General features: G+C 71.5%; 15 protein-coding genes. 2 read left to right on the top strand and 13 right to left on the bottom strand.

Going from position 1 to position 14469, the window contains the following annotated elements; genetic code table 11:
- Position 1: 1 nt before the first annotated feature.
- The gene (locus tag HQQ79_RS14975) at positions 2 to 451 is read right to left on the bottom strand and encodes a TIGR02611 family protein (protein ID WP_173035268.1); all 450 of its coding nucleotides are present in this window, start codon (positions 449 to 451) and stop codon (positions 2 to 4) included.
- Positions 452 to 581: 130 nt separating this feature from the next.
- A complete protein-coding gene (locus HQQ79_RS14980; RefSeq protein WP_071245122.1) occupies positions 582 to 914 on the bottom strand; it encodes a TraR/DksA C4-type zinc finger protein in 333 nt (110 codons plus the stop codon).
- Between the two features lie 50 nt (positions 915 to 964).
- On the opposite strand from HQQ79_RS14980, the gene HQQ79_RS14985 reads away from it, so the two are divergent.
- Positions 965 to 2002 carry an LLM class flavin-dependent oxidoreductase gene (locus tag HQQ79_RS14985; RefSeq protein WP_173035270.1) on the top strand — a complete coding sequence of 346 codons (1038 nt, stop codon included), beginning with the start codon at positions 965 to 967 and terminating at the stop codon, positions 2000 to 2002.
- 48 nt (positions 2003 to 2050) lie between these two features.
- Here HQQ79_RS14985 and HQQ79_RS14990 read toward each other — a convergent pair whose 3' ends face one another.
- Complete coding sequence (locus HQQ79_RS14990) at positions 2051 to 2509, bottom strand: ASCH domain-containing protein (RefSeq protein ID WP_367948108.1); 459 nt, start codon at positions 2507 to 2509, stop codon at positions 2051 to 2053.
- Between the two features lie 124 nt (positions 2510 to 2633).
- Here HQQ79_RS14990 and HQQ79_RS14995 point away from each other — a divergent pair, with 124 nt between their 5' ends.
- Complete coding sequence (locus HQQ79_RS14995) at positions 2634 to 3080, top strand: DUF2510 domain-containing protein (protein WP_173035275.1); 447 nt, start codon at positions 2634 to 2636, stop codon at positions 3078 to 3080.
- A 142-nt stretch (positions 3081 to 3222) separates the two neighbouring features.
- Here the strand turns inward: HQQ79_RS14995 and HQQ79_RS15000 are convergent, their stop codons facing one another.
- The 10 genes from HQQ79_RS15000 to HQQ79_RS15045 form a co-directional block, all read right to left on the bottom strand.
- Positions 3223 to 4203 carry a site-specific tyrosine recombinase XerD gene (locus HQQ79_RS15000; protein ID WP_173035277.1) on the bottom strand — a complete coding sequence of 327 codons (981 nt, stop codon included), beginning with the start codon at positions 4201 to 4203 and terminating at the stop codon, positions 3223 to 3225.
- A 37-nt stretch (positions 4204 to 4240) separates the two neighbouring features.
- Entirely contained in the window at positions 4241 to 4840 is a 600-nt protein-coding gene (locus HQQ79_RS15005) for a DUF1349 domain-containing protein (protein WP_111057955.1), read from the bottom strand.
- Entirely contained in the window at positions 4837 to 5412 is a 576-nt protein-coding gene (locus tag HQQ79_RS15010; protein ID WP_173035279.1) for an NUDIX hydrolase, read from the bottom strand. The genes HQQ79_RS15005 and HQQ79_RS15010 overlap by 4 nt, the downstream gene beginning before the upstream one ends.
- A gap of 99 nt (positions 5413 to 5511) precedes the next feature.
- Positions 5512 to 7227 carry a CTP synthase gene (locus HQQ79_RS15015; RefSeq protein ID WP_367948109.1) on the bottom strand — a complete coding sequence of 572 codons (1716 nt, stop codon included), beginning with the start codon at positions 7225 to 7227 and terminating at the stop codon, positions 5512 to 5514.
- Positions 7228 to 7438: 211 nt separating this feature from the next.
- A complete protein-coding gene (gene recN / locus HQQ79_RS15020; protein ID WP_173035281.1) occupies positions 7439 to 9133 on the bottom strand; it encodes a DNA repair protein RecN in 1695 nt (564 codons plus the stop codon).
- A 144-nt stretch (positions 9134 to 9277) separates the two neighbouring features.
- The gene (locus tag HQQ79_RS15025; RefSeq protein ID WP_071245131.1) at positions 9278 to 10201 is read right to left on the bottom strand and encodes an NAD kinase; all 924 of its coding nucleotides are present in this window, start codon (positions 10199 to 10201) and stop codon (positions 9278 to 9280) included.
- The gene (locus tag HQQ79_RS15030) at positions 10198 to 11031 is read right to left on the bottom strand and encodes a TlyA family RNA methyltransferase (RefSeq protein WP_173035283.1); all 834 of its coding nucleotides are present in this window, start codon (positions 11029 to 11031) and stop codon (positions 10198 to 10200) included. The genes HQQ79_RS15025 and HQQ79_RS15030 overlap by 4 nt, the downstream gene beginning before the upstream one ends.
- Complete coding sequence (locus HQQ79_RS15035) at positions 11024 to 11191, bottom strand: hypothetical protein (RefSeq protein ID WP_155896846.1); 168 nt, start codon at positions 11189 to 11191, stop codon at positions 11024 to 11026. Before HQQ79_RS15035 ends, HQQ79_RS15030 begins: the two co-directional genes overlap by 8 nt.
- 10 nt (positions 11192 to 11201) lie before the next feature.
- Positions 11202 to 12191, bottom strand: coding sequence for an HAD-IIA family hydrolase (locus tag HQQ79_RS15040; RefSeq protein ID WP_173035286.1), 990 nt, complete (start codon positions 12189 to 12191; stop codon positions 11202 to 11204).
- A gap of 13 nt (positions 12192 to 12204) precedes the next feature.
- Complete coding sequence (locus HQQ79_RS15045; protein WP_051596930.1) at positions 12205 to 13056, bottom strand: hypothetical protein; 852 nt, start codon at positions 13054 to 13056, stop codon at positions 12205 to 12207.
- Positions 13057 to 14469 lie beyond the last annotated feature (1413 nt).

Below are 14469 nucleotides of genomic sequence, written 5' to 3' on the forward strand. Positions count from 1 at the left end.
GCTAGTGGCCCGGTCGCGCCGAGTTCGCACCGCGAGCGCGCGCACGCACCCCGACCGTCCGCGCCGCACCGGTGTGCGCAGCATCGACGTCGGCCTTGCCCCGGTCTGCAGCATCCCGCAGGCGCTTCGGCCCGTGCCGCTTGGCCCAGTCCCAGAAGCGGTGCAGCTGCGCCCGGAGCCAGGTGATGATCCGGTGGAAGAAGTGGAACTCGCTCGCCAGGACCGTCAGGCCGATGAACACCACGAGCCACCCCGGTCCGGGCAGCGGCACCAGGATCAGCCCGACGATGACGATCAGCCCGCCCACCAGACCGACCAGCACCTTGTAGAGCAGGTGCACGTGCGGCCGAGCGTGGATCCAGGCGCGCAGGCGGTGGAACCACTGGAAGCGCTGGCGCGGCGTGCCGTCGGCCCGGGCGTCGCCGGGTCGGTCGTTCGGGTCGCCGTCCATGCCGAAAACGTAGGGCGCGCGGCTGGGAATCAGCGGCGCACGGGGTGGACGCGGGGTGCGCATGCCGGGAGGCGCGTGGCGGGGACAGCCCGCGCCTCCAGGCCGTCAGGCGGCACCGGCCGCGTGCCCCTCACGCGTGCGCGACGCACGTCGCCGCCCACGGGACGGCGGCCAGACGTGCCTCGGGGATCGGCTCGCCGCCGACCGTGCACCGACCGTAGGTGCCGTCGTCGAGTCGTGCGAGCGCTGCGTCCACCTGGCGGATCCGCAGCTGCGCGCCGTCGCGGACCGCACCGAGCGAGCCGCGTTCCCAGGCCAGGGTCGCGCCCTCCGGGTCGTGTTCGTCGTCGGAGTTCGCGTCCTGCCGGGCGTCGCTGACGTCGCGCATGCTCCGCTCGACCTCGGCGAGCAGCCGGACGTTGCGGACGCGTTCGGCCTCGAGGGCGGGGCGGGGGTCCTCCATCCCGGACACGGTAGTCGCGGCGGAATGGCCCCGCCTCCGGATGCGTTCGCATGGACATGACAAAGATCGGGTTCCTGTCGTTCGGACACTGGCGTGACGTGCCGGGGTCGAAGGTGCGCAGCGGGCGGGAGGCCCTCGTGCAGGCGATCGACCTCGCGGTCGCAGCCGAGGAAGCCGGCGTCGACGGCGCCTACTTCCGCGTCCACCACTTCGCACCGCAGCAGGCCGCACCGTTCCCGCTGCTCTCCGCCATCGCCGCGAAGACCAGCCGGATCGAGATCGGCACCGGCGTCATCGACATGCGCTACGAGAACCCGCTCTACATGGCGGAAGAAGCCGCGGCCACCGACCTGATCGCCGGCGGCCGACTGCAGCTCGGCGTCTCGCGGGGATCACCCGAGACCGCCCTCGCCGGCTACCAGCAGTTCGGCTACGTGCCCGACGCTGCTGACGAGAACGGCGGCGACATGGCCCGTGCGCACACGAGCGTGTTCCGCCGCGCGATCGCCGGCGAGCCGATGGCCAACGCCAACCCGCAGATGACCGGCTCGGTAGGGTCCCTGCCGATCTCCCCGCTGTCCGACTCGCTCGGCGACCGCATCTGGTGGGGCGCCGGCACCCGCGCCACCGCCGAGTGGACCGCCGAGCAGGGCATGAACCTGATGTCCTCGACCCTGCTGACCGAGGACACCGGTGTGCCGTTCGACCAGCTGCAGGCCGAGCAGATCGAGCGCTTCCGCCGGGTGTGGTCCGAGTCGGGCTGGGACCGCGAACCTCGTGTCTCGGTCTCGCGCAGCATCATCCCGATCATCGACGACGAGTCGCGCCACTACTTCGGCGTCCGCGCGCAGGTCGAGGGGCAGGACCAGGTCGGGCACCTCGACGGCGGGCTGGCCCGGTTCGGCCGGTCCTACATCGGTGAGCCCGAACAGCTCGTCGCGGAACTCGCGGCCGACCAGGCCGTCCGGGCTGCCGACACCGTGCTCGTCACCGTGCCGAACCAGCTCGGCGTGGACTTCAACGCCCGGCTGCTCGCCGCCGTGAAGGACGTGTTCACCGAGGTCGACGCGGAGCCCGTCCCCGCCTGACCCGGATCGATCTCGGTCTCGGGATCGGGTTCGGGTTCGGGTTCGGTCTCAGCCGTTCGGCCAGAGCAGCCGGAACCGCTCGCACACGACCGGCATGTCCGGCGCGAACCCGCGCGGGTTCTCCGAGTGTCCGCGCCAGAACGCCTCGTGCACCCTCCGCCAGTGCTCGAGCGTCCGGTCCCCTTCGCCCTCGGCCCAGGCGTGGTCCGCGCCGACCTGGTCGAACGGCACCACCCGGACCGCCGTCGTCTCGATGACGGCACGGGGCGCACCCGAGCCGTCGGTCACGATGCTCAACTCGTCGGCTGCCGGCAGCGGGTCACCGGTCGCCTCGTAGTCCCAGAGCGACGACGCCGTGCCGACCTTGACCCCGTCGAACACGAGCTGCAGGAGCGCGTCCGCCTGCTCCGGGGTCGCGCCGAACGACCACGCCTCCGGCACCGCTGTCGGGAGACTCGGACGCTCGCGGCGTCGCTCGGTCCAGAAGTCGTCGAGCGTCGAGGGCACGCCCCGACCGTAGTGCACGAGCCCGGTCCCCCCTTGTGCTGACACCCGGCTGGGGACTGGGGCGGGGCCGACCGCGCTCCTAGGCTCGGGAGCGTCGATCCACCCCGCACCTCGAGGAGCAACCGTGACGCTGCCGGCCGCAGGCTGGTTCCCGGACCCGCAGGACGCCCGTCGTCTGCGCTGGTGGGACGGTCGCACCTGGGGCGCAGCCACACGGGTCCCCGCGGCCGCTGCTGACCCGGTCACGCCGATCGTCGTCGCGCCGGTGGGGCCGTCGTTCTCGGTGCAGACCGCCGCGATCCGGACGGACGCGTGGGCATCGGGCACCGCCGGCGACCGTCGACTCTGCGTGTTCACGGTGCTCGCGGCGCTGCTCGCCGTGGTCTCGGTCATCGCGAACCCCTGGGGCCTGGCGGGGCTGCTCGGTGTGGCGTGCGGCATCATCGGCATCGTCCGTCCCGGGGCCGTCGGCGCCTGGGCGGTCCTGGCGCGGAGCGCTTCGGCGAGCGCCCTCGTCGTCGCCGTGACGACGACCGTCATCGCCGCGTCGGCCCAGTTCCACCTGTTCTGAGCAGCGGGAGCCGCGCGCCGCGGTCCACGGCGCTTCGTGAGCAGAAATGGTCGGGTGCGACGGCGCGACCCGACCATTTCTGCTCACGAAACGCGCCCGTCGCGCACCCGCACCCGCACCCGCACGACGGGCGCGGGCCCGCCTACCGCCGCGCCCGCGGGTGTGCCGTCTGGTAGACGTCACGCAGCATGTCCGCCGTGACCATCGTGTAGATCTGCGTCGTGGCGACACTCGCGTGCCCGAGCAACTCCTGCACCACGCGCACATCGGCACCACCCTCGAGCAGGTGCGTGGCGAACGAGTGCCGGAACGTGTGCGGTGACACGTGCGCCTCCAGGTCGGCGGCAGCAGCGGCGGCCTGGATCACGAGCCAGGCGCTCTGCCGCGACAACCGCGCTCCACGGGCACCGAGGAACAGCGCCGGTGTCGACGGACCTCGTGCGGCGAACACCGGCCGTGCGCGCACCAGGTAGGCGTCGATCGCGGCCCGGGCAAAGCTGCCGAGCGGCACGATCCGCTGCTTGTTGCCCTTGCCGGTGACCTTCACGACCGAGAGCTCGCCGTCGGCATCCGACAGCGTCGTCACGTCGTCGACCGACAGCCCCACCGCCTCGGAGATCCGCGCACCGGTGGCGTAGAGCAGCTCGAGCAGGGCCTTGTCCCGCAGCTGGACGGGGTCGTCGGCGTCGACGGACACCGCCCCGAGCAGCCGTTCCATGTCCTCGACGGGGATCGCCTTCGGCAGCCGCATCGGGGCCTTCGGCGGCCGGACGGCGGTGCCGGGGTCGAGCGGCAGCCAGCCCTCCCCCGCGGCGAAGGCGGTGAACGAGCGCACCGAACTGAGCATCCGCGCGATCGACCGCGGTGCGAGCGGACCTTCCGGTCGGGTGGCCAGGTGTGTCACGAACCCCGAGACGTCCGCCCGTGCCAACCGTGCCACGTCCAGCAGCGCCGAGGACCCCCCGGCCCGGTCCGCACCGTCCGACTCGACGACCGGAGCGGCCGCCAACCACGACGTGAACACGGCGAGGTCCCGCCGGTACGCGGACAACGTGTGCTGCGAGAGTCCCCGCTCGATCGCGACGTGCCGCAGGTACGTCTCCGCGGCACGGTCGAGGGGCATCACCTCAGCAGGCTAACCGGCGCGGGGCCACCCGCCGTCAGTGCAACGCCTCGTCCGGCGTGCCCACGCGGAACCCGGTGAACGTCACGGTCAGCCCGGCCCGCGTCGGCCCGGCGCACAGCAGCCCCGCGGACACGACGGCGTCCGGGTCGAGGTACGCGACCCGCACCAAGCGGGACTCGTCACCCTCGGCCCACGCCCGGATCGTCACGGCGTCGCCATCGCGGCTCGCGCGGACGGTCACCACCCGGCCCGCCCACTCCGGCACGGGCGACACCGACCAGTCCGAGAACCCACGCGTCACCACGGCGCCGAGCTGCGGGGTTCCGTCCGAGAACTCCACGCCGGCCTTGATCCAGGTCTGTTCGTCGACGCGCAGGAACACCCCGGCCTGGTCGAACTGCTCGGTGTAGTCGAGCACGAACGACGCCTCGACCGAGAACGGCCCGTCGGTCGGCTGCAGCAGCGCGTGCTCGGAGTCGTGCACGAACCCGTACGAGGTGGTCCGCCAGGCGTCACTGCCCTCGACCGCGGTGACGCGGAACACGTCGCCGTCCAACTGGGCGGCCTCCGGCTCGTGCGTCCACGTCCCCGTGGCGACCAGCTCGCGCAGACCGTCGCCCGCGGACCCGCTCACTTGCCGCGCTGTTCGATGGCCTCGACGGCGAGCGTCGCGACGACGAGGGCCGAGTTGTTGAGCCGACCGCTCAGGATCCCCTCGAGCAGCTCCGCCCGCGGGACCCAGCGCGTCACGATGTCGGCTTCTTCGGCCTCGCGCTCGAAGGCGGACTCGGTCGACCGGACACCGCGCGCCCGGTAGATCTGGATGAACTCGTCGCTGCCACCCGACGACGTGTTGTAGCGGACCAGGGGCTCCCACGTGTCGGCCTCGAGGTCGGCCTCCTCGCCCAGCTCGCGCTTCGCGGCCGTCAGGTGGTCCTCGCCCTCCATGTCGAGCAGACCGGCGGGCAGCTCCCAGTCGCGCAGCCGCACCGGGTGTCGGTACTGCTGGATGACCAGGACGCGGCCATCGTCGTCCTCGGCGTACACGGCGACGGCGCCCGCGTGGTCGATGTACTCGCGGACCATCGAGTCGCCGTTGTACGCGACGGTGTCGCGGCGCACGTCCCAGACGGCGCCCTCGTACACGACGGTGGATTCGGTGACCTCGAAGGAGGCGGACTCGTCAGCGATCGGTTCGTCTGTCACGTCTCCATCCAAGCACGCGCCCCTGACGCGGCGACAGACGGACGGGAGGCGCGGTGCCAGCTGGCACCGCGCCTCCCGTCCGATCGTGGAGACCGACGCTTACGCGACCTGCTCCTCGGTCTGCGGGTCGAACAGGCTGGACGCCTCGTGGCGCTCGATCGCGGCCGCGACGAGCCCCGCGAACAGCGGGTGCGCATCGGTCGGACGCGAGCGGAGCTCCGGGTGCGCCTGCGTGGCGATGTAGAACGGGTGCACGTCGCGCGGGAGCTCGACGTACTCCACCAGCGTGCCGTCGGGCGACGTGCCCGAGAAGACGAGGCCGGCGTCCGCGATCTGCTCGCGGTACTTGTTGTTCACCTCGTAGCGGTGACGGTGCCGCTCGGAGGCCTCCGGCGCTCCGTACAGCTCCGCCGCCAGCGAGCCTTCGGTGAACGACGCCGGGTACAGGCCCAGGCGCATCGTGCCGCCCAGGTCGCCGCCGGCGATGATCTCGACCTGCTCCGCCATCGTCGCGATGACCGGGGTCGAGGTCTCCGGGTCGAACTCGGTGCTCGACGCGTCGGTCAGGCCGACCTCGTGGCGGGCGTACTCGATGACCATGCACTGCAGGCCGAGGCACAGGCCGAGCGTCGGGATGCCCTGCTCACGCGCGAACTTCAGCGCGCCGAGCTTGCCCTCGATGCCGCGCACGCCGAACCCACCGGGGATGCAGATGCCGTCGACGTCGCCGAGCTGCTTCGCCGCCCCCTCGGGGGTGGTGCAGTCGTCGGACACGACCCACTTCAGCGTCACCTTGGCGTCGTGCGCGAAGCCGCCGGCACGGAGCGCCTCGGTGACGGACAGGTAGGCGTCCGGCAGGTCGATGTACTTGCCGACCAGGGCGATCGTGACGGCCTTCTTCGGCTCGTGCACGGCCTTCAGCACCGGGGTCCACGCGGTCCAGTCGACCGGACCGGCGTCGAGCCTGAGCGCATCGACGATGACCTGGTCGAGGCCCTGGTTGTTCAGCAGCGTCGGCAGGTCGTAGATCGAGGGGACGTCCACGGCGTTCACCACGGCGTCCTCGTCGACGTCGCACATGAGCGCGATCTTGCGCTTGTTCGACTCCGACACCGGACGGTCGCTTCGCAGCACGAGCGCGTCGGGCTGGATGCCGATCGAGCGGAGCGCGGCGACGGAGTGCTGCGTCGGCTTGGTCTTCTGCTCACCCGAGGCGTTCATGAACGGCACCAGCGAGACGTGCACGAAGAACACGTTGTTGCGGCCGAGCTCGTGCCGCACCTGTCGGGCGGACTCGATGAACGGCTGCGACTCGATGTCGCCGACGGTGCCGCCGACCTCGGTGATGATGACGTCGGGCTGGGGGTCGTTCTGCGCCTGCTCGCGCATCCGGCGCTTGATCTCGTCGGTGATGTGCGGGATGACCTGCACCGTGTCGCCGAGGTACTCGCCGCGACGCTCCTTGGCGATCACCGTCGAGTACACCTGACCGGTCGTGACGTTCGCGGCCTGCGACAGGTTGATGTCGAGGAAACGCTCGTAGTGCCCGATGTCGAGGTCCGTCTCCGCACCGTCGTCGGTCACGAAGACCTCGCCGTGCTGGAACGGGTTCATGGTGCCCGGGTCCACGTTGAGGTACGGGTCGAGCTTCTGCATGACGACCTTGAGGCCGCGAGCCGTGAGCAGGTTGCCGAGGCTGGCCGCCGTCAGGCCCTTGCCGAGAGACGAGACGACCCCGCCGGTCACGAAGATCTGCTTCGTGACCTTCGGGGTCGAGATCGAAGAATTGGTACCGCCGCTGAGAGTGTCCGCCACGGGATTCCATCGTACGTCAGAACTGCCGGGAGGCGCGACCTCGGTTCGCCGTGGGCGTTGCGCGGGTGGGTGGCCGGGTCCTCGGGCCGTGGCCGGGTCCTCGGGCCGTGGCCGGGTCCGGGTCCGGGTCCGGGTCCGGGTCCGGGTCCGGGTCCGGGTCCGGGTCCGGGTCCGGGTCCGGGTCCGGGGACAGTACCCGCCTGCTTGGTCGTCAGGCCCGCTGGCCGGCCACGTCGAGCAGCTCGCGTGCGTGCTCGATGCCACTGGCGCTGTCACCGAGTCCGGAGAGCAGCCGTGCCATCTCCTGCAACCGGTCCTCGCCCTCGAGCCGGCGCACGCTCGACGACGTGACGGCACCGCTGGCGTCCTTCACGACGTTGAGGTGGTTGTTCGCGAACGCCGCGACCTGGGCCAGGTGCGTGACGACGATGACCTGCGTGCGCTCGGCGAGCTTCGCCAGCCGTCGGCCGATCTCGATCGCCGCCGCCCCTCCGACACCCGCGTCGACCTCGTCGAACACGAACGTCGGCACCGTGGTGCTGCCGGCCATGACGACCTCGATCGCGAGCATCACGCGGGACAGCTCACCGCCGGACGCCCCCTTGCCGATCGGCCGGGGGTCGGTACCGGAGTGCGGCTGGAGCAGGATCGTGACCTGGTCACGGCCGTGGCGGCGGTAATCGCCGGCGTCGGTGACCTCGACCACCAGGGTCGCACCACCCATCGCCAGGGTCTTCAGCTCAGCGGTCACACGCTTCGCCAGGTCGGTCGCGGCCTTGGTGCGCGCCGTGGTGAGCGCGGCGGCGGCGGTCTCGAGCGCCTGCTCGTCCTGCTCGACCGACTGCTGCAACGCTGCGATCCGGTCGTCGTCGCCGTCGAGCTCGAGCAGCCGGTCGCTCGCGCGCTGTCCGTAGGCGATGACGTCGTCCACCGTCTCGCCGTACTTGCGGGTGAGGCCGGCAAGCAGGGCACGGCGTTCGTTGATGAGTTCGAGGTCGTGCCCGGCCTCGGGTTCCAGGGAACCGAGGTAGCTCGAGATGCTCGCCGAGGCCTCGGCCGCCTGGATCCCGAGTTCCGTGAGCTGCTCGAGCACCGGCTGCAGGGCGCTGTCCGACGACACGACGCGCTCCACGGCACGGCGTGCGGACTCGACCAGGCCGACGACGTCGGAGACGCCGTCGAGGGACTCGCTGGACAGCGCCTCGTGCGCCAGGGCCGCGGACAACCGGAGCTCCTCGAGGTTGCCCAACCGTTCGGCGCGCTCGGCCAGCTCGACGTCCTCGCCGGGCTGCGGGTCGGCGGCCTCGATCTCGTCGGAGGCCGCGCGGATCCGCTCGGCCTCGGCCACCCGGTCGTCCCGGTCGCGGACCAGGACCTCGAGTTCACCGGCGTGCTGCTGCCAGGCGTCGTACGCGGCGACGTACCGGGCGAGGGCCTTCTCGAGCGAGGCTCCCCCGAACCCGTCGAGGGCCGCGCGCTGCGCCGTGGCCGAGGTCAGGCGGATCTGGTCCGACTGCCCGTGCACGGTGACGAGCTGGTCGGCGAGCTCGCCGAGCACCGCCACGGGCGCACTGCGACCGCCCACCGTGGCACGGCTGCGCCCCTCGGCGGAGACCGTGCGCGTGAGGATGAGTTCGCCGTCCTCGACGGTGCCGCCGGCGTCCTCGACGCGTTCGGCGACGGCGTCCTGCTCGGGGACGTGCCAGCGACCTTCGACGACGGCGCTCGACGCACCGCGGCGCACCGAACCGGCATCGGCCCGCGCACCGAGCAGCAGCCCGAGCGCCGTGACGATCATGGTCTTGCCCGCACCGGTCTCCCCGGTGACGACGGTGAAGCCCGGCCCGAGTTCGAGCGTGGTCTCACCGATGACACCGAGGTCGCGGATCGCGATCTCCTCGATCATCGGTCGTCCTCCGTCGTTCCTTGCGCCGCGGCGGACCCGGCGGAAGCGATGCTGCGCCCTTCCACGGCGATCATCGGTCGTCCTCCGTCGTTCCTTGCGCCACGGCGGACCCGGCGGAAGCGATGCTGCGCCCTTCCACGGCGATCATCGGTCGTCCTCGTCGCTCTGGGGGCCGCGCCACCCGGCGACGGGCAGCTGGAACTTCGCGACCAGGCGGTCGGTGAACGGAGCGTCCTTGAGGCGGGCGACACGCACCGGGTCGGGCGAACGCCGCACCTCGACACGGGCGCCCGGAGGCAGGTCGTGGGTCCGTCGGCCGTCGCACCAGAGGACACCGACGCCGCTCGTGCGCCGCAGGACCTCGATCGCGAGCGTGCAGTCCGGCCCGACGACGATCGGACGGGCGAACAGGGCGTGGGCGCTCAGCGGCACCATGAGCAGCGCGTCGACATCCGGCCACACGATGGGGCCACCACCGGAGAACGAGTACGCCGTGGAGCCGGTCGGGGTCGACACGACCACGCCGTCGCAGCCGAAGGACGACAGCGGGCGGCCGTCGACCTCGGTCACGACCTCGAGCATCCGCTCCCGCGAGGCCTTCTCGATCGTGGCCTCGTTCAGCGCCCAGCTCGAGTAGACGATCTGGTTGCCCACGACCACGTCGACCTGCAGGGTGACGCGTTCCTCGACGTTGTACTCGCCGGACAGCGCGCGCTCGACCGTCTCGGACAGGCCGTCACGCTCGCTCTCGGCCAGGAACCCGACGTGCCCGAGGTTCACCCCGATGAGCGGAGCGCCGGTGTTCCGCACGAGTTCCGCCGCGCGGAGGATCGTGCCGTCGCCACCGAGCACGATGACGATCTCGAGCTGGTTCGGCTGGACGTCGACGCCGAGGATGTCGACCTTGCCGACCGACGCTTCGGCACGACGGATGTCCGCGTACTCGTCGAAGGGCATGACGGGCGTGAGACCGGCCGCGTGCAGGAGGTCGCAGACCTCGACCGCAGCGTCGATCGAGTCACGGCGACCCGTGTGGGACACGAGCAGGATGTGCCGTTCGTCACTCATGAAGACCCTTCCGTGAGTTCGGTCGCCCGGACTCTCCATTCTGTCGGATTGCCCCCGACACCGCGCTGGAAGCGGGCCAGGTACTCGTGGTTGCCGTGCGTCCCGACGATCGGGGACGCAGCGAGCCCACTGGTGCCGAGGCCCAGGTCCCACGCCGCCCACAGCACGTTCATGAGCGCGTCGTTCCGGAGTCCGGCGTCGTGCACGATGCCCTCGCGCACACCGCCACGACCCACTTCGAACTGGGGCTTCACCAGGAGCACGAACTCGTCCGCGGGGACGGCTTCGGCCAGCGCCGGCAGCACGAGTCGGAGCGAGATGAAGGACAGGTCCCCCACCACCAGGCTCGTCTCGACGGCGGCGCCGTCGAGCGCCAGGTAGTCGGCGCGCGTGAGGTTCCGCGCGTTCGTCCCCTCGACCACGGCGACGCGTTCGTCGACTGCGATGGTGGGGTGCAGCTGCCCGTGGCCCACGTCCAGCGCGATGACCCGGCGCGCGCCGCGCGCGAGCAGCACCTGGGTGAACCCACCGGTGCTCGCACCCACGTCGAGCACGACCCGGTCGGCGGGGTCGACGTCGAACGCGTCGAGTGCGCCGACGAGCTTCCGGGCAGCACGCGAGACCCATTCGTCCGCGGCGTCGACCTCGATGTCCGCGTCGGACGCGATCGGCGTCGACGGTTTCAGGACGGCACGGCCGCCCACGAGCACCCGGCCGTCCTGGATCAGCTTGCTGGCGACGGTGCGCGACCGTGCGAGCCCGCGTGCGGCGAGGAGGGCGTCGAGGCGGACCGGGGTCGCGTCGTGCACGGCTCCGTCCGGCTCAGGCACTCGCGGAGCCGCCGCTCTCGAGCCGCGTCCGCAGCTCGTCGTGCAGGGCGGAGAAGGCGTCGGCACGGTCAGCGAGCGGCAGGGCCTCGGCCTCGGCTGTGCGCGCGGCGAAGGCGTCCTGCTGCTCGGGATCGGCGGACGGCTGCTCGGGGTTCGGCACGTCCGACACGCTACTCGCCGCCGTACAGCTGCGGGTCCACGTCGAGGCCGTAGATGGCCAACCCGGACTCCCAGATGAGCGTCGAGCCGGCACGGAGCCGATCGATGTCCGTCCCGGCATCGAGCACCCGGACGACGTGCCCGCGCATCGCCACCGTCGAGGTACCGACGGTCACGTACCGGGTGCCGTCCTCGTCCTCGCGCCGCGCCGTCTCCGGGTAGGGCTGGGACAGCCCCCGGAGGTCTTCGAGCACGTAGGTGGGACGCGAGCGCTGGTCGGCCGCGAGCACCTGCTTCGCCTTGTCGATGCCGGTGAGCACGAGCACGCTCGGGATACCGGCGTCGTTCGCGCCCTTGATGTCGGTGTCCAACCGGTCCCCGATGAACAGGGTCCGACCGCCGCCGAAGCGCTCGACGGCCGTGTCGAAGATCGGCCGCTCGGGCTTGCCTGCGACCACGGGCATCCGGCCGACCGCCTGGTGCACGGCGGACACGAGTGTGCCGTTGCCGGGTGCGATGCCCCGCTCGACCGGGATCGACCAGTCCATGTTCGTGGCCACCCACGGCACGTCCGGGTCGGCCAGTGCGAACGAGGCCTCGGCCAGTTCCTTCCAACCGAGGTCCGGCGAGAAGCCCTGGATGACCGCGGCCGGGGAGTCCTCGGCACTCGAGGTGACCGTGAACCCGGCTGCCTCGACGATGCTCGACAGGCCGAGCCCGCCGGTGACCAGGACGGTCGACCCAGCCGGCACCAGGGTCGCGAGCAGCTGGACGCCGGCCTGCGACGAGGTCACGACGTCACCCTCGGACACCTCGAGCCCGTACCGCTGGAGGTGCTCGGCGACGTCGATCGGGCGGCGCGACGCGTTGTTCGTGATGTAGCCGACCCGCGCCGTGAGCGATGCCCGGGTCAGGGCCTCGACCGCGTGCGGGATGGCGTTGCGGCCCCGGTAGACGACGCCGTCGAGGTCGGTGAGGACCACGTCGACGCCGTCGGTCAAGGCCGCAGACTGCTCAGTCGGCTGCGGAGCCGTCGACGTCGCGGGGGTTGTCGTCGTCGATCTCGCCGGGCTCGTCGGCTGCGGAGGTGTCGTCGTCGAGGTCGTCGAGGGCGGGTTCGTCATCGAGGTCGTCGTCGAGGTCGTCGGCGGATTCGTCGTCGCCGTCGAGTTCGTCGGTCGCGACGTCGTCGGCTCCGAGGTCATCGGCGTCGTCGTCTCCGGCGTCTCCGTGTTCTTCGACTTCGAGCGTTTCCTCGACCACATCAACTGTCTCCCAAGCGTTGTCGTCCGCGATTTCGGCGAGGGCCGCTGCCGCGCGGTCCACTCGGGCCCACCACTCGTCGGCCTCGTCCTGTCGACCGAGCTCCTCGAGCGTGGCCGCGTAAGCACTGTAGAGCGCCGGGGACCACGTGTAGGCGGTGGACGGGTCGAGCTGTGGAATCTCCAGCTCACCGAGGGCGGCTGTGGGGTTCCCGAGGTCGAGACGAGCGCCGGACATGGCGATCGCGAGCTCGACCTGCACCGGGGTGTCGAGGGCCGAGCGCTCGACCGAGCGACCGAGCTCCAGCGCCCGCTCCGGACGGCCCAGGCCACGCTCACAGTCCACCATCATCGGGAGCTGGTCGTTGCGACCGGAGATCCGACGGTAGGTGCGGAGCTCCCGGAGCGCGGTAGCGAAGTCGCCGAGGCGGTACGCGGTGATCGCGGCCGTCTCGCGGACGACACCGACACGACCGGCACGACGAGCAGCGCTCAGGGCGTGCTGGTTGGCCGTCTCGGGGTCGTCGTCGACGAAGAGCGCAGCTGCCACGAGGTGACGCGCAACCCAGTCGGCGTTGTCCTTGCTGAGGGTCTTCAGCTCCATCCGGGCCGCAGGGTCGAGGTCGCGCGCCTGTATCTCCTCGGGGATCTCGGGGTCGTCGTGGCGCGGACGGATCGACTTCGTGCCGTAGGGGTCGCGGTCTTCCCAGTCGTCGCGCGCGGCCTCACCGAAACGGGCGCCGGCGTGACGGCTGCCGTCACCGAAACGACGACGGTCCTCACCGCCGTCGCGGGCCGGGCGGTCCGACGAACCACCGCGGAACGGACGGTCGGACGAACCACCACGGGCCGGACGGTCGGAGGATCCACCGCGGTACGGGCGGTCCCCGTCACGAGCGGGACGGTCCGAGCCACCGCGGTACGGGCGGTCGCCATCTCGGGCGGCACGGTCCGAACCACCACGGTACGGACGGTCGCCATCTCGGGCGGGACGGTCCGAGGAGCCGCCACGGTACGGACGGTCACCGTCCCGAGCCGGGCGGTCAGAGCCACCACGGAATGAACGGTCGCCATCAGGCCGCGGACGGTCCGACGATCCGCCACGGTACGGGCGGTCGCCATCACGAGCGGGACGGTCCGACGATCCGCCACGGTACGGACGGTCGCCATCACGAGCGGGACGGTCCGAACCACCGCGGTACGGGCGGTCGCCATCACGGCGCGGACGGTCCGAGCCGCCCTGGAACGGGCGGTCGCCGTCACGACGCGGACGGTCGGAGCTCCTGCTACGGAACGGACGGTCACCGTCACGAGCCGGGCGGTCGGAGCCACCACGGAACGGACGATCGCCATCGCGCCGCGGACGATCGGCACCGCGCGGACCATCGCCGCGCGGCGGCCGGCCGGAGTCACCACGGTCGCCCTGCCACGACGGACGGTCGTTCCGGTCGCCGGAACGGAACGGACGGTCGCCGTCGCGACGCGGAGCGCTGTCCCGTCGAGGCGCGCCGTCACGGAACGGACGGTCTCCACCCTGCGGACGATCACGACGGTCGCCTTCGCGGCGCTCGAACTCGCGAGGACCGGACGACCAACGACCATCACTCTGGCCGTCCCGACGCGGAGCGCCATCGCGACGCGGGAACCGGTCGCCGTCCCGCCGGGGTCGATCTCCGCGGTCCCCGTCGTTCCGCCGCTGATCGTCGTCGTTCGCCACCGTTGCTCCTCATCGCGTGCCCGGTGCAGTGCCTCGGGCGTTCGTCCGCTGTGTCGTTGTGTTGGGTGCCGCGTCGGTCACCCGACGTCGGCCTCCAGTCCATCACGAACCAGAGCCGGCGTCGAGCGAACGGCGGCGAAAACAGAAATGGCCACCGGCCCCGACCGAGAACGAGGGTTTCCCCTGCGAATTCTCGATGGAGGGCCGATGGCCACATCTTTCATACGTTAAGTCCGGCGGCGTCCTACTCTCCCACAAGGTCCCCCTTGCAGTACCATCGGCGCTGAGAGGCTTAGCTTC

The sequence above is a fragment of the Curtobacterium sp. VKM Ac-2852 genome, assembly GCF_013205045.1.
GTDB classification, from domain to species: Bacteria; Actinomycetota; Actinomycetes; order Actinomycetales; family Microbacteriaceae; genus Curtobacterium; species Curtobacterium flaccumfaciens.

Excerpts from the sequence above, each read along its gene's own strand:
- HQQ79_RS14975 (WP_173035268.1), bottom strand. The coding sequence starts at position 451 with ATGGACGGCGACCCGAACGACCGACCCGGCGACGCCCGGGCCGACGGC.
- HQQ79_RS14980 (WP_071245122.1), bottom strand. The coding sequence starts at position 914 with ATGGAGGACCCCCGCCCCGCCCTCGAGGCCGAACGCGTCCGCAACGTC.
- HQQ79_RS14985 (WP_173035270.1), top strand. The coding sequence starts at position 965 with ATGGACATGACAAAGATCGGGTTCCTGTCGTTCGGACACTGGCGTGAC.
- HQQ79_RS15000 (WP_173035277.1), bottom strand. The coding sequence starts at position 4,203 with ATGCCCCTCGACCGTGCCGCGGAGACGTACCTGCGGCACGTCGCGATC.
- recN (WP_173035281.1), bottom strand. The coding sequence starts at position 9,133 with ATGATCGAGGAGATCGCGATCCGCGACCTCGGTGTCATCGGTGAGACC.
- HQQ79_RS15025 (WP_071245131.1), bottom strand. The coding sequence starts at position 10,201 with ATGAGTGACGAACGGCACATCCTGCTCGTGTCCCACACGGGTCGCCGT.
- HQQ79_RS15045 (WP_051596930.1), bottom strand. The coding sequence starts at position 13,056 with ATGGAGCTGAAGACCCTCAGCAAGGACAACGCCGACTGGGTTGCGCGT.